This window comes from Bradyrhizobium sp. G127 (assembly GCF_021502575.1).
GTDB lineage: Bacteria > Pseudomonadota > Alphaproteobacteria > Rhizobiales > Xanthobacteraceae > Afipia.
Window position 1 is genome coordinate 1143710 of record NZ_JAKFGN010000001.1, and the last position, 25492, is coordinate 1169201.

The following is a 25492-nucleotide window of genomic DNA, read 5'->3' on the forward strand; positions in this document are numbered from 1 at the left end:
GTAACACCTGCGGCATGAACTACCGTCACGCGTTTCACGCCGGAAACTTCGCCGATGTCATCAAGCACATCGTGCTGGCGCGCATCCTCACCTATCTGCACGAAAAGCCTGCCGCATTTCGCGTGATCGACACCCACGCCGGCGCGGGGCTGTACGATCTCACCAGCAGCGAAGCCGAGCGCGGCGGCGAATGGCGCACCGGCATCGCGCGGCTGATGCAGGCGCGGCTGTCGGAGCCGGTGATGGCGCTGGTCGCTCCCTATCTCAACATTGTGCGCGCGTTCAATCCGCAGCGCGATCTCACCGCCTATCCGGGATCGCCGCTGGTGGCGCGTGCGCTGCTGCGGCCGCAGGATAGTCTGGTCGCCTGCGAAATCGAATCCGGCGTGCGCAAGCAACTGATCGGCGCGCTCCGCCGCGACATCCAGGCGCGCGTCGTCGATCTCGACGGCTGGACCGCGCTGACCGCATTCGTGCCGCCGAACGAGCGGCGCGGCGTGGTGCTGATCGATCCGCCGTTCGAGAAGCGCGATGAATTCATCCGGCTCGCGGAAGGATTCCGCGCCGCGCATGCCAGATGGCCGACCGGCATCTACATGCTCTGGTATCCGGTGAAAGAGCGCCGCGCCACCGACACCCTCGCGGATGATGTGGCCCAGGTGGCGAATGCCGGCGGCGGGGAATCGAAATGCCTGCGCGTCGAATTCAGCGTCGCGCCGCAAACGCCGGAGGCAGGGCTGGTTTCGGCGGGACTGCTGATCGTCAATCCGCCGTGGACGCTGGCTGCCGAATTGAAAGCGATCCTGCACGAACTCGAAAAGCCGCTCGGGCTGGGCGGCGCCGCGCGTTTCCGCGTCGAGGCCGTCAGGACCTGACGCAGTGCGGTATGCCGCTGCTGCGGTCGCGCTGCCCGGAATAGAGGCGTGCCCGCGAAAACCCCAAATGCACCATGGTCAATTTGCCGGGAAGCGTATTATGCTGAAGCCGTGAGGCTGGCTTTACGTCCCATGTCCGCGAATGGTCGTGGCGGAATGACGAGGCCCCGAGCGATTTCCCGGTTTTTCCGGGCCGCTCTCAAGGCCAATGCTTTTCGGCAGTGAATGCCGGTCAGGCCGATGCGTGTTAGCGCTTCGGCGGAGCATTGCGGGGAGGGGTTCCCGATGGCCATGACGGGTACGGTCAAGTTCTTCAATGCCGAGCGCGGCTACGGCTTCATCAAGCCGGACGACGGCGGGCGCGATGTGTTCGTACACATCACCGCGGTCGAGCGCGCGGGACTGAAGGATCTGACCGAAGGACAGCGCATCACGTTCGAAGTCGAGCCGGACAAAAAGGGCAAGGGGCCGAAGGCGGTCGATCTCGTGGTTTCCTGAGCGAGCCACGACGATCCGGTCGGAGCGGCGTCACGCTGCGCGCGATCGCGTGCATCAACTGAGGCGCGGCGCAAAGCAAAATCCCGGGCGCGAAGCCCGGGATCGATGAACCATGAAAGGACGGGGGCTTCGATCAGAAGCGGTAGTTCACGCCGACGCGGATCGTGCTGAACTGATAGCCGTTCGGCAGGCCGGTCATCAGGAAGGTCTTCTCGCTGAGGTCGACATAAAGATATTCGATCTTGGCCGACCAGTTCTGGTTGATGGCGTATTCCGCGCCGACACCCGCCGTCCAGCCCGCCGACGTATGGCTTTCGGAGAAGCCGCCCATCTCGGTCTTCAGCGTGCCGAACGCGAGACCGCCGGTGCCGTAAAGCAGAACGTTGTTGAAGGCATAGCCGAGGCGGCCGCGCACGGTGCCGAACCACGGGTTCGAGAATTTCCAGCCTGCAAAGGTATCGTCGGCTGAATTGAGTTGGAGGTCGCCCTCGATGCCGAGCACCAGCTGACCGGATTGATAATTGTAGCCGGCCTGCAAGCCGCCGAGCACGCCGGACGGCCGTGCCCCGTTGTTGCTGACGTCGCCCCAGCCGTAGCCGAGATTGCCGCCGATATACGGACCCATCCAGCTGTTGGCGAGCGGCTGATGGACCGTATAAGGCTGCGAATAGGGACGCCGGCCATACATGTCCGCGGCCTGCGCCGTGGCTGTTACGCATGTTGCGGCGGCGGCGATCGCGCCAATAATGATCTTGCTCATCTCAACTCTCCTCACGCGCACCGCTGCCGCCGGTTGCCAGTCGGGGTCGCGGCGGTTCCGCATGGTTACGGAAGCCAACCTTTTGTGCCTAAAATTTATCGAGAGTTTTACGTTAAACACTCGTTAAGGCGGCTGGCCGCCCCATTCACGTCCTTAAGAAAGTGTTACCAATCTGGCGGCAGCGGGATTTTCGTGAGATGGAATCCCGGACTTTCCCTGCACCTGCCCACGCTGGATGAATTGGCTCGCAGCGCTTAAGTTCTGACCATGATTCACGACACCTCCGATCCGACGCAGCAGCCGGCTCCCCCGGTGCCGGACGTTCCCGCGCCGGAACCGTCCGCGCGGAGCCTGCGCGGGCAGGACGTCGATCCGGCCTCGATCCCGGCCGAAGAGGACGAGGAAGCCCGGCTGCCCGAACCGGTGGATGACTCGGCCGAGTTCGAGCCGGAAGGCACGCTCGCGGTCGGCCGCGCGGCGATCGAGCGCGCCGTGAAACTCGCGCCGACCTCGCCCGGCGTTTACCGGATGCTCAATTCCGCCAACGACGTGCTCTATGTCGGCAAGGCCAAGAGCGTGAAGAAGCGGCTGACGTCCTATGCGCGCCCGACTGGCCAGGTGGCGCGCATCGCGCGGATGATCGCGGCGACGGTCAACGTCGAGATCATCTCGACTGCGACCGAGACCGAAGCGCTGTTGCTGGAAGCCAACCTCATCAAGCAGCTTCGTCCGCGCTTCAATGTGCTGCTGCGCGACGACAAGTCGTTTCCGTATATTCTCATTACCGGCGATCACTGGGCGCCACAGATTCTCAAGCATCGCGGCGCGCAGACCCGGCCTGGCCGTTACTTCGGTCCATTCGCCTCGGTTGGTGCGGTCAATCGCACCATCACGGCCTTGCAGCGCGCGTTTCTGGTGCGCTCCTGCACCGATGCCTTTTTCGAGAGCCGCACGCGGCCGTGCCTGCTGTACCAGATCAAGCGCTGCGCCGGTCCGTGTACCGGCGAGATCGATTTTCCCGGCTATACCGAACTGGTGCGCGAAGCGAGCGACTTTCTCTCCGGCCGCTCGCGGCTGGTGAAGCAGGAACTCGCCGGCGAAATGGAGAAGGCCTCGAACGATCTCGAGTTCGAGCGCGCAGCGCTGTACCGCGACCGTCTCGCCGCGCTGTCCGCGATCCAGTCGCAGCAAGGCATCAATCCGCGCACGGTCGAGGAAGCCGATGTGTTCGCGATCCATCAGGAGGGCGGCTATTCGTGCGTCGAGGTGTTCTTCTTCCGCACCGGTCAGAACTGGGGCAACCGCGCCTATTTCCCGCGCGCCGACAAGGCGATGCCGCCGGAGGAAGTGCTGGGTTCGTTCCTCGCGCAGTTCTACGACGACAAGCCGCCGCCGAAACTGATCCTGCTGTCGCATCGCATCGACGATCAGGATCTGCTCGGCGAAGCGCTGGGCGTAAAGGCGGCGCACAAGGTCGAGGTGTCGACGCCGCAGCGGGGCGAGAAGAAGGAACTGGTGGCGCACGCGCTGACCAATGCGCGCGAGGCGCTTGGCCGCAAGCTTGCCGACACCGCAACACAGACACGCCTGTTGCAGGGGCTGTCGGCGGCGCTCGGTCTGGCGCGCGTGCCGCAGCGGATCGAGGTCTATGACAACAGCCACATCCAGGGTACCAACGCGGTCGGCGCAATGATCGTCGCCGGTCCGGAAGGTTTCCTGAAGAATCAATATCGCAAGTTCAACATCAAGTCGGAGGGTCTCGCGCCGGGCGACGACTACGGCATGATGCGTGAGGTGCTGGAGCGCCGCTTCAAGCGGCTGATCAACGAAGCTGCGGAGGGCAAGAAACCGGCCGACGACAGCGTGCCGCAATGGCCGGACCTCGTCATCATCGACGGCGGCCAGGGCCAGCTCAATGCGGCGCGCGAAATCTTCGAGTCGCTGAATTTATCGCAGGTGTCGCTGATCGCGGTCGCCAAGGGGCCGGACCGCGACGCCGGCCGTGAGACCCTGTTCATGCCGGACCGGCCCTCCATCAAGCTCGAGCCGCGCGACCCGGTGCTGTATTTCATCCAGCGGCTGCGCGACGAGGCACACCGGTTTGTCATCGGCTCGCATCGCAAGCTGCGTAAGAAAGACATCCGCGAGGCCGGATTGCAGGAAATTCCCGGCATCGGGCCGTCACGAAAGCGCGCGTTGCTGCATCATTTCGGGACCCTGAAGGAGATCGAGCGGGCCTCGGTGGCCGATCTTGGCAAGGTTCCGGGCGTCAGCGCCGAAAGCGCGCGCAAAATCTTCGATTTCTTCCATCCGGGTAACGGCTAGCAGCCCCCACCGCCCGGATTTTAGGCTTGTCCGAAATGCGTCAGCCGGGCTGTTGACGCGGGCGTTTTCGCAGTATTGGTAACCGCATGGTCAGTCTCGTCACTCCGAAGCCGGCGAAGCGCTCGCTGTCTTTGCCAAATATCCTGACGTACTCCCGGATCGCCGCCATTCCGGTGGTGATCGGCTGCATGTATGCGCAGTCCATCATGGGCGCGCCGCTGTGGCTTCGCTGGGTGGCGCTGTTCGTTTTCATCGCGGCAGGCATCACCGATTTTCTCGACGGCTATTATGCGCGGATGTGGGATCAGCAGTCGTCGCTGGGCAAGATGCTGGACCCCATTGCCGACAAGCTGCTGGTGGCGTCGTGCCTGCTGATGCTGGCGGCGGACGAGACCATTCGGGGCTGGTCGCTGTGGGCGGCCATCGTGATCCTGTGCCGCGAGATTCTGGTGTCGGGGCTGCGCGAATATCTCGCTGTCATCCGCATCAGCGTACCGGTGTCGCAACTGGCGAAGTGGAAGACCACGGTTCAACTCGTCGCCATCGGCTTCCTGATCGCGGGCGAGGCCGGCGAAATGATCCTGCCGCCGACCATCCTGATCGGCATCGTGCTGTTGTGGATTTCGGCCATTCTCACCATCTACACCGGATGGGATTACCTCCGCGCGGGAATCCATCACCTGACCGAGGAAGACCGGTGAAGGTTCTTTATTTCGCATGGGTGCGCGAGCGGGTCGGCAAGACCGAGGAAACTGTCGAGCCGCCAGCGAGTGTGCGCACGGTCGCCGACCTGATGCAGTGGCTGGTGGCGCGCGGTGAAGAATACGCCAGCGCCTTTGCCTCGCCGAAGACGATCCGCGCCGCCATCGACCGTACCCACGTGAAGCCTGATACGGCGATTGCCGGCGCCCGCGAGATCGCGTTCTTTCCGCCGATGACCGGCGGTTAATCCCACAATGACGGTCCCCGTCACCATCCGGATCCAGTCCGCCGATTTCGACATCGCGGCGGAAATCGCGGCACTGACAACAGGCAACACCGACATTGGCGCCGTGGTGTCGTTCTCGGGCATCTGCCGAGGCGGCGCGGGCAAGGACGCCATCGCCGCGATGACGCTGGAGCATTATCCCGGCATGGCGGAAGCCGAGATCGGGCGGCATGTCTCCGAGGCGATCGCGCGCTGGCCGTTGACCGGCGTCACGGTGATTCATCGCTATGGCCGCGTGGTGCCGGGCGACAACATCGTGCTGGTGCTGACGGCCTCGGTACATCGCGAGGCGGCGTTTCAGGCGGCGGAATTTTTGATGGACTATCTCAAGACCAACGCGCCGTTCTGGAAATCCGAGGAGCGCGCGGACGGCAAAGACTCTTTAAAGAAGACATGGGTCGATGCGCAGGCTCATGACGACAATGCAGCGGCGCGGTGGAAAAAATAATGGCCAAGAAATCGAAGTCCGTTGCCGCGAAGAAGGCATCCGCAAAACGCGCCGGGGGCGACACAAGAAAGAAGGCCGTTCTGAAGCCCATGAAGTCGTTCAGGCCTGCGCACGGCGAGTTGCTGACACTGCTCGACCTGATGCGCTACGGCGTTAGCCGCTTTGTCGAGGCGGGAGTGGTGTTCGCCCACGGTACCACCGATCCGGTGGCGGAGGCGGCGTTCATTGTCTGCGAGGTCCTGCATCTGCATCCCGACCAGTTCGAGATGTTCGCGAATGCGCGGGTTACCTCGCATGAAGCTGCGAAGATTCTCGCTCTCTTCGACAAGCGCATTGCCACGCGGAAACCGGCAGCCTACCTCGTCAACAAGATCTATATGCGCGGGTTGCCGTTCTATGTGGACGAGCGGGTGATCGTGCCGCGCTCCTTCATCGGAGAACTGCTGGATTCGCATTTCGGCGGCGTGATCGAGGAGGAGGGCGGCTCGCTGATCGACGATCCGGGCAATGTTACGCGCGTGCTGGATCTGTGCACAGGCTCCGGATGTCTCGCGATCCTTGCGTGTCAAAGTTTCCCCAACGCGACCGTGGATGCGGTGGATATTTCAGGCGATGCGCTGGCGGTGGCCGCGCGCAATGTCGCTGACTACGGCCTCGAGGATCGCGTGTCGCTCTACCAGGGCGATCTGTTCGATGCTCTGGATGACGAACGTTACGATCTCATCATCACCAATCCGCCCTATGTCGATGCCGAAGGCATGGAAGGCCTGCCGCACGAGTGTTTGCACGAGCCGTCGATTGCGTTCGACGGCGGTGACGACGGGCTCGACATCGTGCGCAGAATTCTCGATGCGGCAAAGGATCACCTCACGCCGGACGGCGGCCTGCTGTGCGAGATCGGCCGCGGCCGCGATGTGCTGGGTGATGCCTATCCCAACCTGCCGCTGCTCTGGCTCGACACCGAGGACTCCGACGGCGAGGTGTTCTGGATTCCGGCTGAGGCGTTGTAAGAGGCGATGGAATAATTCCGCCGCCGGTCACAGAACCTTTCGGATCCAGTTGTGCGGGTCGGCCGCGCGACCGTACTGGATGTCGACCAGTTGCTTGCGAAGCCCCATCGCGACGGGACCCGCGGCACCGCCGTTGATCAGAAAATCGCCGCTCGTCGAGCAGACCTTGCCGATCGGCGAGATCACGGCTGCCGTGCCGCAAGCGAAGGCCTCCTTCAGCTTTCCGCTGGCTGCGTCGGCGCGCCACTGGTCGATGGTGTAGGTCTCTTCGCGCACGCGCTTGCCCACGTCTTTCGCCAGCGTGATGATCGAATCCCGGGTGATGCCCGGGAGGATCGTGCCGAGCGGCGGCGTCAGCAGCGATCCGTCGTCGAACACAAAGAAAACGTTCATGCCGCCGAGTTCCTCGATGTAGCGGCGCTCGACCGCATCAAGGAAGACCACCTGATCGCAGCCATGTTCGATGGCTTCGGCCTGCGCGCGCAGGCTTGCGGCGTAGTTGCCGCCGCATTTGACGGCGCCGGTGCCGCCGATCGCGGCGCGGGTGTAAGTCTCCGACACCCAGATCGACACGGGTGCAGGTCCGCCCTTGAAATAGGAGCCGACCGGCGATGCGATCACGGCGAAAACGTAATCCGTGGACGGCTTCACGCCGAGGAAGACCTCGGTCGCGATCATGAAGGGCCGCAGATAGAGACTGCCCTCGCCACCGGGTATCCATTCGCGGTCGATGCGCACGAGCTGTTCGACCGCTTCGATGAACACAGGCTCGGGCAGCGGCGCCATGGCCATCCGGTCGGCAGAACTCCGGAAGCGCCGGGCATTGGCGTCGGGGCGGAACAGGTTCACGCCGCCATCGTCGCGCTTGTAGGCCTTGAGGCCCTCGAAAATCTCCTGGGCGTAGTGAAGGACGGCAGTGGCCGGATCGAGCAGGAAGCTGGCGCGTGATTCCACGCGCGCGTCATACCAGCCCTTCGCTTGGCTGTAGTGAACGACCGCCATGTGATCGGTGAAGATCCGGCCGAATCCGAGGTCAATGAGTTTCGCTGCGCGCTCCTCATCCGGCGTCGGATTCGGCGAAGGCCTCGTTTCGAAATCGATCAGGATGGTGCCGTCGATCTTCTCGAACGAAACTCCCATGGCTATCCTCCCAGCTTTTGATTCAGTCCACGCGGCGGCGGGCTGCTGATTCAGGTCTGACCCCTGGCCCGCCGGCCCCAGGGCCGGTTTCCGCTTTGGCGGAAGGCGCGAAGTCCAGTATGTTTGCCGAAATGCTGTTCGACAATCGCACGATGAACGAAATTGCGACTTGGACCGCCGTCGATACACAGCTGTGTGCGAACTTAAGGACCAAGGACGACGAACAAAACGAACTAATATTTCGTCGACATCGTCATTTTGGTAACATTGAAACCTATATACGTCAATATGGCTGACATAAAATTTATGAACGCAGGGGACTATCCCGCTGCCCCCGCCGACGCTTCCGCGTCGTCGCCGGAGGCTGGTCCTTTGCGCTGGGACATTATTGAACTCCTGTTTTTCGCCTACCGGGACTTCGTCGGAGATGCCGATCATGTGCTGGAAGAATTCGGATTCGGCCGGGCCCACCATCGCGTGGTGCACTTCGTCACCCGCTATCCGGGCCTCAAGGTGGCGGACCTGCTCGACGTGTTGCGGATCACCAAGCAGTCGCTCGGACGTGTGCTGAAACAGCTTCTCGATGAGGGCTATATCGTTCAGAAGGCGGGCGATAACGACCGGCGGCAGCGTCTTCTTTTCGCCACGGCAAAGGGTGAGGCCTTGGTGGCGAAGCTGGCCGGTTTGCAGACCGCGCGGATCAACCGCGCCCTTGAAGGCATGAGTCCGGCGGCAGCGGATGGCACGCGCCAGTTCCTGCTGGGCATGATCGACCATGAGGATCCCGACAAGGTGCTGGACGTCATTCTCAGGACCGGCCGCAAGGCGAAGGACGCAAGGTGAGCGAGATCGCGACATCGGTGCGAAGCAGCCGCAAGCCCGCCGACGATGCGCCGCATCTTCTGCTGGTCGATGACGATCGCCGCATTCGGGATTTGCTGTCGCGGTTTCTCGCCGGCGAAGGTTATCGCGTTACCACGGCCAAGAGCGCCGCCGACGCGCGCGCCAAACTGCTCGGCCTGCATTTCGATCTCCTGATCCTCGACGTCATGATGCCGGGAGAAACCGGCTTCGATCTCGCGCGTTTTATCCGCACCTCTTCGGCGGTGCCGATCATCATGCTCACCGCGCGGCACGAGGCGGAAAGCCGCATCGAAGGTTTGCAGATCGGCGCGGATGATTATGTCGCGAAGCCGTTCGAGCCGCGCGAACTGGTGCTGCGGATCGCCAACATCCTCAAGCGCGCGGCGCCTGTCATCGCGCCGCCGGTGGAATCGGTCGCGTTCGGGCCCTACGTCTATCATCTGGAACGCGGTGAACTGCGCGACGGCGACAGGATCGTCCACCTCACCGATCGCGAGCGCGATATGCTGCGTATCCTCGCGGCGACCCCGGGCGAAACGGTGCCGCGCGGCGCGCTGACCGGCGGCGACGGCTCGGTCAATGAGCGCGCGGTGGACGTCCAGATCAACCGGCTGCGGCGCAAGATCGAGCGCGATCCCGCCAATCCGCTGTTCCTTCAGGCGGTGCGCGGTATCGGCTATCGCCTCGTGGCGTCGCCGTGACCGGACCGGACGCGTCATGAGCACGCTGGACATTGGTCTTACCTTCATCCGTACCGCCTCGCGGCGAGTGTCCAGCGCCAGCGGATGGCTGGGCCGCTGGTTCAAGGAACTGATGCCCAAGGGGCTCTATGCCCGCGCGCTGCTGATCATCATCGTCCCCATGGTGGTGCTGCAGTCGGTGGTCGCTTTCGTGTTCATGGAGCGGCACTGGAATACGGTGACGCGGCGTCTGTCCGCTGCCGTGGTGCAGGATATCGCCGCGCTGATGGACATCTACAAGACCTATCCGCAGGACAAGGACCGCACGCAGATCAAGCGGATAGCGCAGCAGCGTCTCGGGCTGGTGGTCGACTTCCTTCCCGTCAACGACATGCCGGCGCCGGGGCCGAAACCCTTCTTCTCCCTGCTCGATCAGACGTTGTCCGTGCAGCTGTCGCGCCAGATCGGGCGGCCGTTCTGGATCGACACGGTGGGGCGCTCGTCGCTGGTGGAAATCCGCATCAAGCTCGATGACACGGTGATGCGTGTGTTCGCGCAGCGCAGCGCGGCCTATGCGTCGAACTCGGAAATCTTCATTTTCTGGATGGTGGGCACCTCATCGATCCTGCTGATCGTGGCGGTGCTATTCCTGCGCAACCAGATCAAGCCGATCCTGCGGCTTGCCGATGCTGCGGAAAGTTTTGGCAAAGGCCGCGAGGTGCCGGATTTCCGGCCGCGCGGCGCGCGCGAGGTTCGCCGCGCGGCACTTGCCTTCATGGAAATGAAATCGCGGGTTGAGCGCAGCATCGAGCAGCGCACTGCGATGCTGGCGGGTGTGTCTCACGATCTGCGCACCATCCTGACCCGGTTCAAGCTTGAGATGGCGTTGATCGGCGACAGTCCGGAAGTCGAGGGCATGCGCAAGGACGTCGACGAGATGAGCGGCATGCTGGAGGCCTATCTCGCCTTCGCGCGCGGCGACAGCGGCGAGCAGGCGCAGCCGACCGATATGGAGCAGGCGCTGGAAGAATTGCGTAGCGACGCCGAGCGCCACGGCCACGCTGCCACGGTTGTCTTCCATGGTCTGCCGGTCGTGATCGTCAAGCCTGCGTCCTTCAAGCGCTGTCTCGCCAATCTGGTCTCGAACGCCGCGCGCCATGGCGATGCGATTGCCATCACCGGCCACCGCGATCATCGCTATCTGACGGTAACGATCGACGACGATGGCCCCGGAATTCCTCCCGACATGCGCGAGGAAGTGTTCAAGCCGTTCCTGCGGCTCGACGACGCGCGCAATCAGGACGAGGGCGGTACGGGATTGGGTCTCGCGATTGCGCGAGACATTGCGCGATCGCATGGTGGTGACATCACGCTCGGCGACAGCCCGATGGGTGGACTGCGCGCGACGGTGCGCGTGCCGGTGTAACTACTTCGCCAGTTCCTTCGAGCGCCTGGTCGCGGCGGCAATGGCGCGGCTCAGCAGCGGATGGAAACCATCCAGTCCCATCAGCACATCGAGCGCCGCCGCTGTCGTGCCGCCGGGCGAAGTCACGTTTTGACGTAAGGTCGCGCTGTCGAGATCCGAGCGGTGCAGCAGTTCTCCCGACCCGGCGACGGTTTCGCGCGCGAGCTTCGTGGCCAGCGCTTCAGGTAGTCCGGCTGCGACACCGGCGCGCGCGAGTTCTTCCGCGAGCAGGAATACGTAGGCCGGGCCCGAGCCCGACACGGCAGTGACCGCATCCATCAGCGCTTCATCCTCGACCCATTCCACGCCGCCGGTGGCGCGCAGCAGTGCGTCGGCGACCGTACGCTGCTTCGCGGTGACGCCTTGCGCAGGGACGGCCACCGTGATGCCGCGCCCGATCGCGGCAGGCGTGTTCGGCATGGCGCGGATCACCTTGCCGCCGCAGATCTCGGTGATGCCTGCAATGGTGGTGCCCGCCATGATCGACACCACAAGCGTGGATGGACCAACCAGTGCTTTGAGTTGCGGACCCGCCTCGCGAAACATCTGCGGCTTGACGGCGACCACCAGCACGTCGGCGCGGATGTCCTTTGCATCCGGATTGAGGCGCACGCCGCGTGCTGCAAAGCCGCGGGTTTCGTCAGACGGGTGCGGTTCGATTACGACGACGCTTTTCGCCTCGATGCCCTGCGCCAGCCAGCCGGACAGCATCGCGCCGCCCATCTTGCCCGCGCCTGCGAGGACGAGGGTGCCGGCGAAGTTTTTCAGCGCGTCCGAGGAGGAGGTTGATGTTGCCATGATTCAATTTACCCGGGTTGTCCCCGGAAAGCGGGGACCCATAACCACAGAGTTCTATTGAATGAGCGGGAGCGCAACAAGTTATCGCGCAATTCAACGAATGGCTCCCTGCTTTCGCGGGGACGACATTGCATGTTTGGTGAGCGTCCGGACGAACTCTCGCTAAATAAACGAGGCTTATGCCTCGCCCGCCGTATCGAACATGGCTGCGGTCATGGCTTCCTGCGCGGTCTTGCCGGCCCAGGTGACGAACTGCAGCGCCGGGTAATAACGCTCGCAGGCGTGCAGCGCGCCCTCCAGCATCATTTCGCATTGCGCGGGCGTTGCCGTGAGGCCGCCCGGCAGGATCAGCGCCTGCCGGTACATCACCGAGCCGGTAGCGAGCCAGACGTCGAAATGGCCGACCCATAATTGCTCGTTGATCGCGGCGATCAGGCGCTGCACTTCGCCTCGGCGGGCTTCCGGAATCTTCATGTCGAACGTACACGCCAGATGCAGCGCGTCGATCTCGCCCATCCAGGTGAAGGACAGTTGGTAGTCGGTCCACTGGCCTTGCGTGAGGATCGTGATCTCGTCCTGGCCCGAGCGTTCGAACGACCAGTCGTTGGAGGAGGCGATCTCCTCGACAACCGAAAGCGGGCTGCTTCGCGAATCCGTGATGATGTCCAGATGGGACATGCTGCCTTCACCCTGAGTTGGTATGGGATGTGAAACGCCGAACGAAACGCAAAGAACGAGCGATGACTGTCGCTGCAAGTTCTCCGTTTACGATCATAACGACCCGGTCTTTGTGTCGTGCGCCGCAACGGCAACCTTGTAACAAGATTGATCGGTGATTTGCGGAATCTGCGCAACGCCGCCGCGAATCCCGTCCACAGGCAATGGATTAATTTTAAGACTCTTCAACAGATTAAGCGCGGCCGTTGACCGCGGCGCTTGGTTTTGCGTCGCGCATGGCAATTCCTGAGTCAGCCCATATGCTTATCGCGCAATCGCGCGAGCAGCGTTGGTCGTTGACGTGAGAACAAAACGGAATCGGATTCGCGGGGGGCGAGTCGGGCGCGTGAATTGCGCGGGGAAGGCGAGCAAAAAATATTTGAAGCTCGACAGATCAGTCGAACAGGCTGGACACCGATTCTTCGGATGCGGTGCGGCCGATGGCTTCGCCGATCAGGGAGGCGATCGACAGCACACGGATGTTGGGCGCCTTGCGCATGGCCTCGGTCGGCTGAATCGAGTCGGTGATGACCAGTTCCTTGAGCCGCGAGGAGGTGATGCGGGCTACCGCTCCGCCGGAGAGAACGCCGTGGGTGATGTAGGCGTAGACGTCCTTCGCGCCATTGGCGAGCAGGGCGTCGGCAGCATTCACCAACGTGCCGCCGGAGTCGACGATGTCGTCGACCAGAATGCAGGTGTATCCGGCGACGTCGCCGATCACGTTCATGACTTCGGACTCGCCGGCGCGCTCGCGACGCTTGTCGATGATGGCCAGCGGCGCGTTGATGCGCTTGGCAAGGCCGCGGGCGCGGACCACGCCGCCGACGTCGGGGGACACCACCATGACGTTGGCGAGGTCGAACTTGTCCTTGATGTCGCGCACCATCACCGGCGAGGCGTAGAGATTGTCGGTGGGAATATCGAAGAAGCCCTGGATCTGTCCGGCGTGAAGATCGAGAGTCATTACGCGGTCGGCGCCGGCATGGGTAATGAGATTGGCGACCAGCTTGGCGGAGATCGGCGTGCGCGGTCCGGCTTTGCGGTCCTGCCGGGCGTAACCGAAATAGGGGATCACAGCGGTGATGCGGCGCGCGGAGGCGCGGCGCAGCGCATCGGTGATGATCAGCAATTCCATCAGGTGGTCGTTGGCGGGATACGAGGTCGACTGGATGATGAAGACATCCGAGCCGCGCACGTTTTCCTGAATCTCGACGAACACTTCCATGTCGGCGAACCGGCGCACGCTCGCCTTCGTCATCGGCAGGTTGAGCCACGACGCGATCGCCGTGGCCAATTCGGGGTTCGAATTGCCGGCGACCAGTTTGATGGAGCCATTCTTAGCTGAAATTGCAGCCTCTCCTCGCGATGTGGGGGAAACGCTTTTCAACATAATGTCAGCCGCCTATGGAACCCGTTACCTTCGCCTTCGCAGGCGCGTGATAACAAGGACCGAACGAGGCTGGCAATACGGAGCCTTGCGTTTTCCTGCAAAAACAGGCGTCTCGCCGCCTGGGCATCGTTAATGGGCGCTGAAAGCCAGCGCCTGCATTTGTCCGGAGGCCGATTCAGGCCGATTCTCGTCCGTTTGCGCGATGGCAGGGCCGGAACGCGGTGCGGACGGGGCTGGGTCATCCTGCGCCGGGGCGCTCCCGTTGATCAGACCGTTGAGGCCATTCAGTCCGGAAAGCGCGATTCGGCGCATCAATTGGTCGTCCGCCATGGCCCAGGCATCGCGACCAGCCTTGCCGCCGGATTCCTCGCCACTGAGGCGGACAGCCCGTTGCTGATCGCGGTCGTAGACGTCCCAGACCCAGGCGATCACGGTCCGGCCGCGCCGGACCTGCGCCGAGAGATAGCTGCGGATGCGGTATGATGCGGGTGCCTCGCGCGAGACGATGGTGAAGCTGCGGGCCCCGGATTCCGCCTCCAGTGCACGCACCAGACGGTCGAACGCTTGGGGCGGCGGGCCGTCGACGGATTCGAATGCGACGGTGGGGCCGAAGGACTGCCCGGTAGACACCTGCATCGTGCCGCCGCCCGCGCATCCTGCGGTGACGCACAAGACGGCAAATAGCGCCGGCAGCCGCAGGCGGCGCAGCAGCGTCCAGCTCATTGCGCGCAGTCCGGAATTCATACGCGACGCCATCCCCAAATCCCTGTCCCGCGGACATCTGATGCGCCGCTTGGCCGGATGAGCGATACCGTTAAAATGCGTTAAGGTCTAGGGCAGAGCGGTGGCGGCGCGATCACAAGATTTATGCACGGCTAGGCTTCCAGCACGATGGCGTGGATGTTGCGGCCGTAGTCCGGCTCCTTGCGGTGAACCGAACGGCGATAGCTGAACAGCCGTTCGTCCGCGTAGGTGTCGACGCCGGTATCGTCGATCGTCCGGATGCCGGCGCACTCCAGCCGCTGCCGGATATAGTTCGCGAGATCGAACATAGCATGATCGGCACGGGAAGACGGCACGAAGAAGCGTGCGTTCTCTTTGTCGGTCTCGGTGAAACGCGCGACGAATTCCGCGCCGACTTCGTAACTCTGCTGGCGGATCAGCGGACCGATGGCGGCGATGATACCGCTGCGCGACGCACCAAGAGTTTCCATCGTCGCAATCGTGTTCTCCAGCACGCCGCTGAACGCGCCCTTCCATCCGGCATGGGCTGCGCCGATCACTCTGGCCGCCGGATCGGCAAACAAGATCGGTCCGCAATCGGCGGCGGTGACGCCGAGGGCAAGACCGGGAATTGTCGTCACCATCGCATCTGCGCGCGGCCGCGAGGCTGTGTCCCATGGTGCGGCGGCGACGGCGACAGCCGGCGAATGAATCTGGAACACGGTGAGGAACTGGGCCGGCTGCACGCCGAGATGCTCCGCCATGCGGCGGCGGTTCTCGGTCACATGCGCAGGATCATCGTCCGAGCCGACCCCGCCGTTGAGGCTTGCGTAAATGCCGCCAGACACGCCGCCTTCTCGCGTGAAGAACGCGTGGCGCAGGCCGGAAATGGCCGACAGCCGCGGCGATGCAAACGTCATGATTTTGCTGCTCCGCTGGATGATCCCTGATCGGACAAGGCTGCCAGCGTTTCGATATCGGGATGTGACACGCCGAGCACCTTGAACAGCGAGCCCATGCCCTCGGGACTCGGGCCGGTGAGGCGCTTCAGCGCGGCGGCGATGGCCTTTGCGCCGTCTTCCGATGCGTTCTTCGACAGCGCCTGGGCGCGGGTCTCGATGCCGAGCCGGTTGAGGAACGCGCCTTGCTCAACCGGACCATGGGCGCGGGCGCCGACATCCTCTGCGGCGCGGGCCAGTGCCTGAAAGTCGACATGGGCGGTGAGGTCGGCAAGGCCCGCGTTCTTCAGCGGATTGGTGTAGTTGTGCCGGGCGATCGCCTGAAAGGTATCGCCGGCGTCGCTGCGCAGATGGCCATAGTCGATAATCAGCGCTGCGCCGCCCTGATCGCGCAGGCGCCGCGCGATGGTGATGATCTGGTTGTCGGGGCGCCATTCGAAGATCGCGCCGTTCGGTGCGGCGCGCACCACCGGCGGCAGCAAGACCTCGAAACGAGGCATAGGGTCCCTGGCGATGCCATAGGCGAGAATATCGTCATCGATTTCGATAACACGCTCGTGCCAGCCGTCGTCCTGCTTGACCGCCTGATGGATCGGCAGCGCATCGAAGAATTCGTTGGCGAGGATGATAGCCGGCCCCTCGGGAACGTCGTCGATGCTGTCATACCATTCCACATGCGCGGCATCAGCCAGTTTCTCGCGCTGCTTGGCGCGCAGCGTCGGACTCGCCTCGACCAGATGCACGCTGATCGCCTCGTGGAATGCCGGAAGAATCCGCACCGCGCGCAGCGCGTCCGCCATCATGGTGCCGCGGCCGGGCCCGAGTTCGATGAACTTGACCTCCTGCGGCATGCGCATCGCATTCCACACCGATGCCGCCCACAGTCCGACCAGTTCGCCGAACATCTGGCTGATTTCAGGCGCGGTGATGAAGTCGCCATCGCGGCCGAGCGGATCGCGCTTGAGGTAGTAGCCGTATTCGGGATGCGTCAGGCAAATCTGCATGTAGCGCGACACCGGCATCGGGCCGGTGGCGGCGATTTGCTTTCGGATAATGGTCTCGAGCGGCGAGTAATTGGACACGGCAATCTTTCAAAGACATCAGAATCGAGCGCGCGAATATAACCTTACGATATTATGACGCCTGCGACGCCTCTTCTTCATGCCCCGCTCGCGGGCTGCGCCGCCATGCCGCGATGATGAACGCAAGGCCGGCGAGGATCATGGGAACCGACAATAGCATTCCCATCGTCAGCCCGCCCCACAGGAATCCAAGCTGCGGATCGGGCTCGCGGAAAAATTCGCTGGTGATGCGGGCCATCCCGTAGAATGTGGCGAATGCGCCGATGATAAATCCCGGCCGCTTCAGCGCGCCACCCTTGATCAGCAGCGCCAGCAGGATGAACAGCACGATGCCTTCGAGGCCTGCTTCGTAAAGCTGGCTTGGATGGCGCGGCAGGGGGCCGCCGTTCGGGAACACCATCGCCCACGGCACGCTGGCGTCGGCGTGACGGCCCCACAATTCGCTGTTGATGAAATTCGCTAGGCGGCCGAGCAGGAGGCCGATGGGTCCCACTGCGCAGGTGACGTCGCCGAGCGACAGCACCGAAATCTTGCGTTTCCAGCCGAACAGCAGCACGGCGATCACACAGCCGATGAATCCGCCGTGGAACGACATGCCGCCGGTCCACAGCTTGAAGATTTCCGCGGGATGCTGCGCGAAGAACCCGAGATTGTAGAACAGCACATAACCGGAGCGGCCGCCGAGGATGATGCCGAGTGTTACCCAGAGGATGAAGTCGTCGAAATCCAGTACGGTAAACGGGGCCTTGCCGCCCCACAGCCGCTCGCTGCGGATGATCCTGCGCGCATACATCCAGCCCAGCACGATGCCGCCGATATAGGCCAGCGCGTACCAGCGGATCGCGATCGGCCCGATGGCGATGGCGATGGGGTCGAACAGGGGAAAGGCGATGGTGAGCAGCATGGGCAGGACGATTTCCGGCAGAAGTCCTTAATCTTGCCGTGTCTTACATCTTGCGTCACGGCAACGCTATCACCATTGTCTGGGCAGGTTATAGACGGCAATCGGCCCTCGGAGTTTTGACGATGACCCAGACCAGCAACCGCTTTTTTGACGAAATCGCGCGCCTGATGAATGACGCCACCGGCGCGGCTCAGGGCGTCAAGCGCGAGGTGGAAACCGTCATCCGCAGCCAGGCCGAGCGCATCCTGCGCGATCTCGATCTCGTCAAACGGGAAGAATTCGAAGCCGTGAAGGATATGGCGCGCCTCGCCCGTGAGGAGAACGAGGCGCTGAAGACGCGCATCGCGGCGCTGGAGAAGAAGATCGGCCCTGTCGCGGAGACGTAAGGGGCGGCATCACGCGTACTGCGCGATACCGTTGCCGAACGACCAGTTTTCCTTGGCCACTTCCACCAGATTAATGAAAACGTCCTCGCGTCGGATTTTGAGCTGTGTGTGCAGGTCGTCGGCGATGCGCTTGTAAAACGCCTTTTTCATATCGACGGTGCGGCCGGCATTGAGCGTGATCTGAATGAAGACAATGTCCTTGCTGTATTCGATGCCAAGATAGCTCACCGGAAAATTCAGTTCCTCGGCAGCGTGTTCGGTAATGACCTGAAATTTGTCGTCAGCGGGTACGTTGATCGTGTCCGTCATCGCCTTGTAGATGACTTCGCCGATGGCCTTGCGGTGCTCGGCCGGCTTTCCCTTGGCGAGATCGATACGTACGAACGGCATGACATTGTCTCCATGTGGACGATGAATTGATATCCGCGGCCAGCGTCAGGTTTTCCCACGCTTGGTTCGTTTGATGGCCCGCTCTTCAATTTCGGCCGGCCCCGACAATGCCTGGAGTTTTTCGAGGGTGTGAATCAACGGATCGCCTTTGCGGGTGGCAAAAATCTCCTTGGCCGATGACAGGATCTGGTCCTGCGCAACCTGCCAGCTAGCGGCGGCTGTATCGATCTTTCGTGCTCCGGCGCTGCTCAGGCGAATCTTTTTCTCCCGGCCGTCGTCGGTGCCTTGAAAGTGGACCCAACCCGCGGCTGCCAGAACTTTGACGTTCCGCGAGATGGTGGTGGTGTCGAGTACGACTTCCTCAGCGAGTTCGCTGAACGTCGCCGCCCCTCCAAGCCGGCGCAGCGCACGCAGCAGCGAAAACTGGGTGATGCGGATGCCGTGATCCTTGAGTGCGGCGTCGTACAGGCGGGTCAGAGCCCGGGACGAGCGGCGGAATTGGGTGCAGTAGCAATCGGTGAACATGGTCTTTGCCAGGAAGTGGATGCCGGATGGTATCGAGAATTCGATGCATGTACAACGAATAAGATTGCATATGCATCTATTTTATGTAGTTTGGCGCGGAGCCGGGGGCATATGTTTGCGCCCGCGGTCAATCAGGAGGAAGAGATGCCAACCTACACCGTGACCACCGCCAACCTGTCGCTTTCGGCGGCGCAGAAAGCCGGGATTGCCGAGGCGATCACGGCGGTTCACCATGCCAGCACCGGCGCGCCGGCGTTCTTTGCCCAGGTGATCTTCCGCGCGATCGACAGCGGCGACCATTTCATCGGCGGAAAGCTGAATTCCCATTCCCATGTTTTCGTGCACGGCATCATTCGCTCCGGCCGCGCGCTGGAGGTGAAGCGGAAGCTGATGGGCGAGGCCGCCGGCAAGGTTGGTACAATCGCAGGCGTGGGCGCTGAAGACGTCTGGTTTTACATTCAGGATATGGATGCGCCGCAGATGATCGAGTTCGGCCGTTTCCTGCCGGAGCCCGGCGCAGAGGTGGAATGGCACAAGGCTATCACGGCGGAGAAACAGGCACAGCTCGCCGGTGCGGGCGTCAATATCTGAGGCGTATGCGGGACGGCTAGTCCAGTTTGATGCCGGCGGTCTTGATGACCTTCTGCCACTTCGCCGTCTCGGCCGCGATATAGGCCGCCATCTCCTGTGGTTCGCTTTGCAGCGGGTCGATACCGGCGGCGATCAGCTTCTGCTTGATCTCGGGATCGTTGACCGCCTTCAGATAGGCGTCCCGCAATCTTGCGGTGATGTCCTGCGGAACCTTGGCTGGTGCTGAAAAGCCCTGCCATGCCCACGCCTCGAAGCCCGGGACGTCGACCGCAACTGCTGGCACGCCGGGCAGGCCATAAAATTCACCCGGCGAGCAGACCCCGATTGCCTTGATTGATTTCAGGCTGAGTTGCGAGCGCGCGCTGGCGAAATCGACGAACATCATGCCGATCTGTCCGCCCGCGAGATCCTGCAAGGCCGGTCCTGCGCCCTTGTAAGGAACGTGGTTGAGCTTGAGGCTCGCCGACTGCGCGAACAGTTCCGCCGCCAGATGAAACGGCGAGCCGACGCCGGCGCTGGCATAGTCGATACTGCCGGGCGCTTTCTTTGCGGCCGCGATCAGGTCCTTTACCGAAGCGACATTGAGCTTGTCGGTGTTGACCAGCAGCACAATGGCGAAGCGTCCCGTCAGCGAGATCGGCGCGAAATCCTTTTGCGGATCGTAGCTCAGTTTCTGGTACAGACTGCTGTTCGAGGCATAAGTCGAGGTGTCACCGAGCAGGAATGTGTAGCCGTCGGGATCGGCTTTCGCCGCCGTCTCGGCACCGATCTGTGTGCCGGCGCCCGGGCGGTTCTCCACCACGATCTGCTGGCCGAGCGTGGCGCTCATTGACGTTGCAACGAGCCGCGCGAAGAAATCGGTGCCGCCGCCCGCTGCGTAGGGAACGATGAGGTGGACCGGCCGTGCCGGATAGGCCGCCTGCGCGAACAAACGAACGGACGTCGCGAGACTTGCGCCAATTGCAGCGCCGGCAGTCATCAGCGAACGGCGCGTCAGCGTGCTGTCGAACGGCATTGCGAATCCTCCCGGCGCGTCCGATGCATTGCCGGCCGCTTGGTCTCGATGAAGTATAATTGCATCTCATCGCGGGAGGGGGACAAAATCAACCGCTTGGTAAAAGCTGTCCGGTGTTGTCAAATCGAGGGACGCTTAAAGTCCCAGCGCGACCGGACGGAACGCCTGCCGCAGCGCGCCGTCGAGCTTATTGTCCATCAATTCCATGATCGCGAAGGCCTGCTCCGGCGACATCGCCGACGTTTCGGCGTCGGGTTCGAGCAGCGAGGCGTAAGTGTCCACCAGCGTGATGATGCGAACGATGTCGCTGATGCGCGATCCGTGAAGGCCTTCCGGATAGCCGGTGCCATCGAGCATTTCGTGATGATGCAGCGCGACGTCGAGAACCTCGCTGGGAAATCCGCGCTGCTCCCTCAGCGCGTTGTAGCCTAGCCGGGTGTGCTGGGCGAGGACGCTGATCTCCTCGTCGGTCAGCCGCCCCTTCTTGTCGAGGATCGGCACCGGAATGAATGCCTTGCCGACGTCATGCAGTAACGCCGCGCGGGTCAGCCGGCGCTGATCCTCCTCGCGCATGCAAAGATGCTGTGCGAAGGCTACGGCGTAGCCGGTGACATGCAGGGTATGGCGATAGCTTCTGTTGTGATGCTTGTTGATGGCGATCAGCCATTGCCGCAGCGAACAGCGTTTCAGCGCGCGCAGAATCTGCATCTCCGCTTCCATCACGTCCGCGATGGTCAGCGGAATGCCGGCCGGCAGCCGCCGGAAAATCTTGGACATTACGACAAGCGCAGCGGTGACGCCGTTGCTCAGGATTCGCGCGTCGGCGGTGCGCTCATCCTCCGGCATATCCGGAAACACCTGGCGAATGCGGTGCAGGATGCTTTCCGGGTCGAGCGGGCGCGAGATTGTATCGGTGGCGCCGAGCGCCCAAGCCTGCGTCGGTCCATGATGCAGCGAGTCCGCCAGTACGAAGAGCCGGGGCAATGCCTGATAAGGCTCGCGGGTGAGCTTGCTGCGGACACGTTGCACCGTGGCCGCGGATGTCAGATCGATGTCGACGATCACGCCGGCGAAATCGCTCGCAGGATGATCGGGCAGGTCGTGAATCGAGATGGCTTCCACGCTGCCCGCATTTTTCAAGATGCGTGCGAGATCGTCGCTGTGATCGTCGCAATCGGATGCGAGCAGCAGACGTCTTGTCGTTTGCGGAAGTTCTGCCAAGGCAGCCATTTCGTCCTCTGCGGGGCGTTTGGTAGATATGCACCCCACACGTGTAGCGAAAAACCGGTTCCCGACCCTTAACGGCTATCCTTAATGAGTTCCGTCCAGGGAGCGCCAAATTGTTTATTCCGCGCCGTCCGGTCCTTCGCCCTCGCGCCGCCCGATCGTGCTGCGGCCAAGGACACCATAGTTGCTGGATTTCATTCCCGCGCCGGTCACGATCTCAGCGGACGCCAAGCCGAGCTTCAGCAGCTCGCGCACGGCGGCGGCGCGCGTCGGCATCCGGTGTTTGAACCGGAAATCGTCCACCGCGGAAAGTTCTTCAGGCGAAAGCATGATTTGCAGGCGCTCGCCGCGCAAATCGCTCATTTTGGCCTCCTGTGTCGGTCGTCCGGAACATTCCAAACGCCTTTGGGAAAAGGTGAGTAAATTACTCAACTCACTCATTCGGCCAAAGTTCCCCATTTCCCTCCGGAGTCACCAAATTAGTAAAAAACTACAGTTGTTTCAATGGCTTATGTCTTGTGTTGGTTTGATTTGAATGGCATAGTGGAGTTTGGAAAAGCGTGGTCTTTTCCAGGAAACGGAAACTCCCATGATCAACAACACCTCCGCAGAATTGCGCGAATGGGCCGCCCGCTGCGAAGACGCCGCCGCATCCGCTCCGGACGATCATGAGCGTGCGTCGCTGCTCCGCAAATGCGACGCCTTACGGGCGCTCGCGGACTCCGAAGACTGGCTGGCGGGACAGTCCGTCGATACCGGCTCGGCTTCGGCAAATCGGCCGGTTTTTCCGGATGCGAACCGGGCCCAGGCCGCGGAATAGACGCCCCCGGCGGTCACAGCTTCCGTCCTTCAAGCCGTCGTCCGGGCCTAAAACTGGCGATAAAATTCCCTGATTTTCTTGTGTTTCGGGTCCTTTGGGGCTAAGAACCCGCCACGTCCGCGGCCCCCGCACCCCTGGAGGCTTGCCGCGACGTAAAACCGGGCCGCTTTGCGGCCCTTCACTTTTAAAGCTTAAGGAACTCAACAATGGCGACCGTCAAGGAATTGAAGGCGACCGCTCGTCCGAAGGCCGGCAAGGGGGCCGCCCGGGCTGAACGTCGCGCTGGCCGTATCCCGGCAGTGATCTATGGCAACAACCAGCCCCCGCTGACCATCTCGCTCGACGATGCTGAATTGCGCCTGCGCATTCAGGCCGGGCGTTTTCTGACGACGATTCATGACATCGAACTGGACGGCAAGAAGCATCGCGTGATTCCGCGTGACTTCAGCCTCGATCCGGTGCGCGACTTCCCGCTGCATGTGGATTTCCTGCGCCTCGGCGAAGGCTCCAAGATCCGCGTCAGCGTTCCGCTGCACGTGCTGAACGCGGAAACCGCGCCGGGCGTGAAGCGCGGTGGCACGGTCAACATCGTGACCCACTCCATCGACCTCGAAGTGCCTGCGGATAACATCCCGCAATATCTCGAAGCCGATGTCGGCAAGCTCGATATCGCGAGCTCGCTGCACATCACCGACATCAAGCTGCCGCCGGGCGTCAAGCTGCTGACGCGTGACGATGCGACGCTGGTTACGATCGTTCCGCCATCGGGTTACAACGAAGAACTGAAGGCCGCTGCTGCGGCTGCCGGCGGCGCCGCTCCTGCGGCCGGTGCGGCTCCTGCGGCCGGCGCTGCGGCTCCTGCTGCTGCGGCCGGTGCGAAAGCGCCTGCGGCTGGCGGCAAGGCTCCCGCCGCTGCTGCGGCGAAGCCCGCTGCCGACAAGAAGAAGTAAGCGGCCAAGACGTAAACCAAGAGAACCTGGTGGAGTGGATTTGACGTTCGCACGCGAATGTCAAATCCTAAACTCCACCAGAATTTATAATTGCCTAGTGTCCTTTCGAATCCGAAGTTCGCTCGGAAGATGCTGCGAAATCAAACGAACTTCGGATTCGGGACATTAGGTCATGCGCCTGTTCGTCGGACTGGGGAACCCCGGCGCGAAGTATCAGGGCAACCGGCACAATATCGGGTTCATGGCTGTCGATGAAATCGCACGGCGTCACGGATTTGGTCCGTGGCGCCGTCGCTTTCAGGGCGAGACCTCCGAAGGCAATCTCGGCAATGGGCGCGTCATTCTGCTGAAGCCCACGACTTACATGAATGAGTCGGGCAACGCTGTTGGCGAAGCTACGAAGTTCTTCAAGATGGGCGTCGGCGACATTACGGTGTTCCACGACGAGATCGAACTGCCGCCCGCGAAGCTGCGCGTCAAGGTCGGCGGCGGTATCGCGGGACACAACGGGTTGCGCTCGATCTCCGCGCATGTCGGCAACGACTATCGCCGCGTCCGGCTCGGCGTCGGGCATCCCGGCGTCAAGGATCTGGTGCATCAGCACGTTTTGTCCGATTTCGCCAAAAGCGAAATGCCTTGGGTAAGAGCGTTGTGCGAAGCGGTTGCCGACAACGCCGCGTTTCTTGTCACCGGACAGGACGCGTCGTTTGCAAACAAGGTGCATCTTGCGATGGATGCAAAGGGATTCACATCAAAGGACGACGGCGGCGCAGGATAGTTTGCGCATCGTTCGGAAAATTCAGGACAGATCATGGGTTTCAAATGCGGCATCGTCGGACTGCCCAATGTCGGCAAGTCCACACTGTTCAACGCGCTGACGGAAACGGCGGCGGCGCAGGCGGCGAACTATCCGTTCTGCACCATTGAGCCGAATGTCGGAGCAGTGGCCGTGCCGGACCCGCGTCTTGAAAAACTGTGCGAGATCGCCAAGTCGCAGACTATCATCCCGACCCAGCTGACCTTCGTGGACATCGCGGGCCTTGTGAAGGGCGCGTCGAAAGGTGAGGGACTCGGCAACCAGTTTCTCGCGACCATCCGCGAGGTTGATGCGGTGGCGCATGTGGTGCGCTGCTTCGAGGACTCCGACATCACTCATGTCGAGGGCAAGATCGCGCCGCTCGCTGACATCGAGACCATCGAGACCGAACTGATGCTGGCCGATCTCGACAGCCTGGAGAAACGCGTCGACAACCTCGGCAAGAAAGCCAAGGGCAATGACAAGGAAGCCAAGGAGCAGCTCGAACTGGTTGAGCGTTCGCTGAAGCTGCTGCGCGAAGGAAGGCCGGCGCGATTTCTCGAACGAAAGCCGGAGGAGGAGCGCGCCTTCCGCATGCTCGGTCTCCTGACGTCGAAGCCCGTGCTTTACGTCTGCAACGTCGAGGAAGGCTCCGCCGCCACCGGCAATGCATTCTCGCAGGCGGTGTTCGAACATGCCAAGAAGGAGGGCGCGGTCGCAGTGGTGATTTCGGCCAAGATCGAATCCGAGATCGCGACGCTGTCACGTGCCGAGCGCGTCGATTTCCTTGAGACGCTGGGGCTGGAAGAGGCCGGTCTCGACCGCCTGATCCGCGCCGGTTACGAACTGCTGCATCTCATCACTTACTTCACGGTCGGTCCCAAGGAGGCCCGTGCCTGGACCATCACCAAGGGCACCAAGGCGCCTGCGGCGGCCGGTGTGATCCACACCGATTTCGAGAAGGGCTTCATCCGCGCCGAGACGATTGCCTATGACGATTACGTGTCGCTTGGCGGCGAAGCCGGCGCGCGCGACGCCGGCAAGCTACGGCTGGAAGGCAAGGAATACATCGTCGCCGACGGCGACGTGATGCACTTCCGATTTAATAATTGAACTCAGGAGGTTGTATCCGTCATCCTGGGGTGCGAGGCCCTTGCGAGCCTCGA

The 25492-nt window shown here is 62.4% G+C and carries 30 protein-coding genes; 16 read left to right on the forward strand and 14 right to left on the reverse strand.

The features are described from left to right. Window positions 1-14: 14 nt before the first annotated feature. Both LVY71_RS05520 and LVY71_RS05525 read left to right on the forward strand, forming a co-directional pair. Window positions 15-875 (forward strand): 23S rRNA (adenine(2030)-N(6))-methyltransferase RlmJ, encoded by an 861-nt coding sequence (locus LVY71_RS05520; protein WP_235098811.1) that lies wholly within the window; start codon window positions 15-17, stop codon window positions 873-875. 285 nt (window positions 876-1160) lie between these two features. Further along, window positions 1161-1373 (forward strand): cold-shock protein, encoded by a 213-nt coding sequence (locus tag LVY71_RS05525; protein ID WP_235098812.1) that lies wholly within the window; start codon window positions 1161-1163, stop codon window positions 1371-1373. Between the two features lie 133 nt (window positions 1374-1506). Here LVY71_RS05525 and LVY71_RS05530 read toward each other — a convergent pair whose 3' ends face one another. Beyond that, entirely contained in the window at window positions 1507-2133 is a 627-nt protein-coding gene (locus LVY71_RS05530; RefSeq protein WP_235098813.1) for an outer membrane protein, read from the reverse strand. A 267-nt stretch (window positions 2134-2400) separates the two neighbouring features. On the opposite strand from LVY71_RS05530, the gene uvrC reads away from it, so the two are divergent. From uvrC to prmB, 5 genes are all read left to right on the forward strand, one after another. Then, a complete protein-coding gene (gene uvrC, locus LVY71_RS05535) occupies window positions 2401-4458 on the forward strand; it encodes an excinuclease ABC subunit UvrC (protein WP_235098814.1) in 2058 nt (685 codons plus the stop codon). 86 nt (window positions 4459-4544) lie between these two features. After that, window positions 4545-5159 (forward strand): CDP-diacylglycerol--glycerol-3-phosphate 3-phosphatidyltransferase, encoded by a 615-nt coding sequence (gene pgsA, locus LVY71_RS05540; protein WP_235098815.1) that lies wholly within the window; start codon window positions 4545-4547, stop codon window positions 5157-5159. Beyond that, window positions 5156-5407, forward strand: a complete 252-nt coding sequence (moaD, locus tag LVY71_RS05545; protein ID WP_235098816.1) for a molybdopterin converting factor subunit 1 — start codon at window positions 5156-5158, stop codon at window positions 5405-5407. Before pgsA ends, moaD begins: the two co-directional genes overlap by 4 nt. 7 nt (window positions 5408-5414) lie before the next feature. Continuing rightward, on the forward strand, window positions 5415-5894 hold the full coding sequence (locus LVY71_RS05550) for a molybdenum cofactor biosynthesis protein MoaE (RefSeq protein WP_235098817.1): 480 nt from the start codon (window positions 5415-5417) through the stop codon (window positions 5892-5894). After that, window positions 5894-6904: a 50S ribosomal protein L3 N(5)-glutamine methyltransferase gene (gene prmB / locus LVY71_RS05555; protein ID WP_235098818.1), complete on the forward strand. Its 1011-nt coding sequence runs from the start codon at window positions 5894-5896 to the stop codon at window positions 6902-6904. Before LVY71_RS05550 ends, prmB begins: the two co-directional genes overlap by 1 nt. A gap of 27 nt (window positions 6905-6931) precedes the next feature. Here prmB and LVY71_RS05560 read toward each other — a convergent pair whose 3' ends face one another. Next, on the reverse strand, window positions 6932-8044 hold the full coding sequence (locus LVY71_RS05560; RefSeq protein ID WP_235098819.1) for a branched-chain amino acid aminotransferase: 1113 nt from the start codon (window positions 8042-8044) through the stop codon (window positions 6932-6934). A gap of 306 nt (window positions 8045-8350) precedes the next feature. Here LVY71_RS05560 and LVY71_RS05565 point away from each other — a divergent pair, with 306 nt between their 5' ends. Genes LVY71_RS05565 through LVY71_RS05575 form a run of 3 tightly spaced genes read left to right on the forward strand, consistent with a single transcriptional unit; the run spans window position 8351 to window position 11014 of the window. After that, a complete protein-coding gene (locus LVY71_RS05565) occupies window positions 8351-8887 on the forward strand; it encodes a MarR family winged helix-turn-helix transcriptional regulator (RefSeq protein WP_235098820.1) in 537 nt (178 codons plus the stop codon). Continuing rightward, window positions 8884-9609: a response regulator gene (locus LVY71_RS05570; RefSeq protein WP_235098821.1), complete on the forward strand. Its 726-nt coding sequence runs from the start codon at window positions 8884-8886 to the stop codon at window positions 9607-9609. Before LVY71_RS05565 ends, LVY71_RS05570 begins: the two co-directional genes overlap by 4 nt. A 16-nt stretch (window positions 9610-9625) precedes the next feature. Beyond that, a complete protein-coding gene (locus LVY71_RS05575) occupies window positions 9626-11014 on the forward strand; it encodes an ATP-binding protein (protein WP_235098822.1) in 1389 nt (462 codons plus the stop codon). Here the strand turns inward: LVY71_RS05575 and proC are convergent, their stop codons facing one another. The 7 genes from proC to lgt form a co-directional block, all read right to left on the reverse strand. After that, window positions 11015-11851, reverse strand: a complete 837-nt coding sequence (gene proC / locus LVY71_RS05580; RefSeq protein WP_235098823.1) for a pyrroline-5-carboxylate reductase — start codon at window positions 11849-11851, stop codon at window positions 11015-11017. It abuts the gene before it with no gap. A 177-nt stretch (window positions 11852-12028) separates the two neighbouring features. Next, a complete protein-coding gene (locus LVY71_RS05585) occupies window positions 12029-12529 on the reverse strand; it encodes a type III secretion system chaperone family protein (RefSeq protein WP_235098824.1) in 501 nt (166 codons plus the stop codon). 433 nt (window positions 12530-12962) lie between these two features. Beyond that, window positions 12963-13916, reverse strand: coding sequence for a ribose-phosphate pyrophosphokinase (locus tag LVY71_RS05590; RefSeq protein ID WP_235100020.1), 954 nt, complete (start codon window positions 13914-13916; stop codon window positions 12963-12965). 171 nt (window positions 13917-14087) lie between these two features. After that, window positions 14088-14681, reverse strand: coding sequence for a hypothetical protein (locus tag LVY71_RS05595; protein ID WP_235098825.1), 594 nt, complete (start codon window positions 14679-14681; stop codon window positions 14088-14090). 152 nt (window positions 14682-14833) lie between these two features. Further along, a complete protein-coding gene (gene pgeF, locus LVY71_RS05600; protein ID WP_235098826.1) occupies window positions 14834-15601 on the reverse strand; it encodes a peptidoglycan editing factor PgeF in 768 nt (255 codons plus the stop codon). Beyond that, on the reverse strand, window positions 15598-16722 hold the full coding sequence (locus LVY71_RS05605; protein WP_235098827.1) for a class I SAM-dependent methyltransferase: 1125 nt from the start codon (window positions 16720-16722) through the stop codon (window positions 15598-15600). The genes pgeF and LVY71_RS05605 overlap by 4 nt, the downstream gene beginning before the upstream one ends. A 52-nt stretch (window positions 16723-16774) precedes the next feature. Then, window positions 16775-17626, reverse strand: a complete 852-nt coding sequence (gene lgt, locus LVY71_RS05610; protein ID WP_235098828.1) for a prolipoprotein diacylglyceryl transferase — start codon at window positions 17624-17626, stop codon at window positions 16775-16777. A gap of 122 nt (window positions 17627-17748) precedes the next feature. On the opposite strand from lgt, the gene LVY71_RS05615 reads away from it, so the two are divergent. Beyond that, entirely contained in the window at window positions 17749-18012 is a 264-nt protein-coding gene (locus tag LVY71_RS05615) for an accessory factor UbiK family protein (RefSeq protein WP_235098829.1), read from the forward strand. A gap of 9 nt (window positions 18013-18021) precedes the next feature. Here LVY71_RS05615 and LVY71_RS05620 read toward each other — a convergent pair whose 3' ends face one another. Further along, entirely contained in the window at window positions 18022-18402 is a 381-nt protein-coding gene (locus tag LVY71_RS05620) for a tautomerase family protein (protein WP_235098830.1), read from the reverse strand. A 45-nt stretch (window positions 18403-18447) separates the two neighbouring features. Next, the gene (locus LVY71_RS05625) at window positions 18448-18927 is read right to left on the reverse strand and encodes a MarR family winged helix-turn-helix transcriptional regulator (RefSeq protein ID WP_235098831.1); all 480 of its coding nucleotides are present in this window, start codon (window positions 18925-18927) and stop codon (window positions 18448-18450) included. Between the two features lie 144 nt (window positions 18928-19071). Here LVY71_RS05625 and LVY71_RS05630 point away from each other — a divergent pair, with 144 nt between their 5' ends. Next, window positions 19072-19518 (forward strand): tautomerase family protein, encoded by a 447-nt coding sequence (locus LVY71_RS05630; RefSeq protein WP_235098832.1) that lies wholly within the window; start codon window positions 19072-19074, stop codon window positions 19516-19518. A gap of 16 nt (window positions 19519-19534) precedes the next feature. Here LVY71_RS05630 and LVY71_RS05635 read toward each other — a convergent pair whose 3' ends face one another. The 3 genes from LVY71_RS05635 to LVY71_RS05645 form a co-directional block, all read right to left on the reverse strand. Further along, the gene (locus LVY71_RS05635) at window positions 19535-20533 is read right to left on the reverse strand and encodes a Bug family tripartite tricarboxylate transporter substrate binding protein (RefSeq protein ID WP_235098833.1); all 999 of its coding nucleotides are present in this window, start codon (window positions 20531-20533) and stop codon (window positions 19535-19537) included. 135 nt (window positions 20534-20668) lie between these two features. Next, window positions 20669-21763: an HD domain-containing phosphohydrolase gene (locus LVY71_RS05640; RefSeq protein ID WP_235098834.1), complete on the reverse strand. Its 1095-nt coding sequence runs from the start codon at window positions 21761-21763 to the stop codon at window positions 20669-20671. 114 nt (window positions 21764-21877) lie between these two features. Continuing rightward, window positions 21878-22123: a hypothetical protein gene (locus tag LVY71_RS05645; RefSeq protein ID WP_235100021.1), complete on the reverse strand. Its 246-nt coding sequence runs from the start codon at window positions 22121-22123 to the stop codon at window positions 21878-21880. Window positions 22124-22349: 226 nt separating this feature from the next. Here LVY71_RS05645 and LVY71_RS05650 point away from each other — a divergent pair, with 226 nt between their 5' ends. From LVY71_RS05650 to ychF, 4 genes are all read left to right on the forward strand, one after another. Beyond that, window positions 22350-22580, forward strand: coding sequence for a hypothetical protein (locus LVY71_RS05650; RefSeq protein ID WP_235098835.1), 231 nt, complete (start codon window positions 22350-22352; stop codon window positions 22578-22580). A gap of 206 nt (window positions 22581-22786) precedes the next feature. Continuing rightward, entirely contained in the window at window positions 22787-23530 is a 744-nt protein-coding gene (locus LVY71_RS05655; RefSeq protein WP_235098836.1) for a 50S ribosomal protein L25/general stress protein Ctc, read from the forward strand. 172 nt (window positions 23531-23702) lie between these two features. After that, a complete protein-coding gene (pth, locus tag LVY71_RS05660) occupies window positions 23703-24308 on the forward strand; it encodes an aminoacyl-tRNA hydrolase (RefSeq protein ID WP_235098837.1) in 606 nt (201 codons plus the stop codon). A gap of 33 nt (window positions 24309-24341) precedes the next feature. After that, window positions 24342-25439: a redox-regulated ATPase YchF gene (ychF, locus tag LVY71_RS05665; RefSeq protein ID WP_235098838.1), complete on the forward strand. Its 1098-nt coding sequence runs from the start codon at window positions 24342-24344 to the stop codon at window positions 25437-25439. Window positions 25440-25492: the final 53 nt, after the last annotated feature.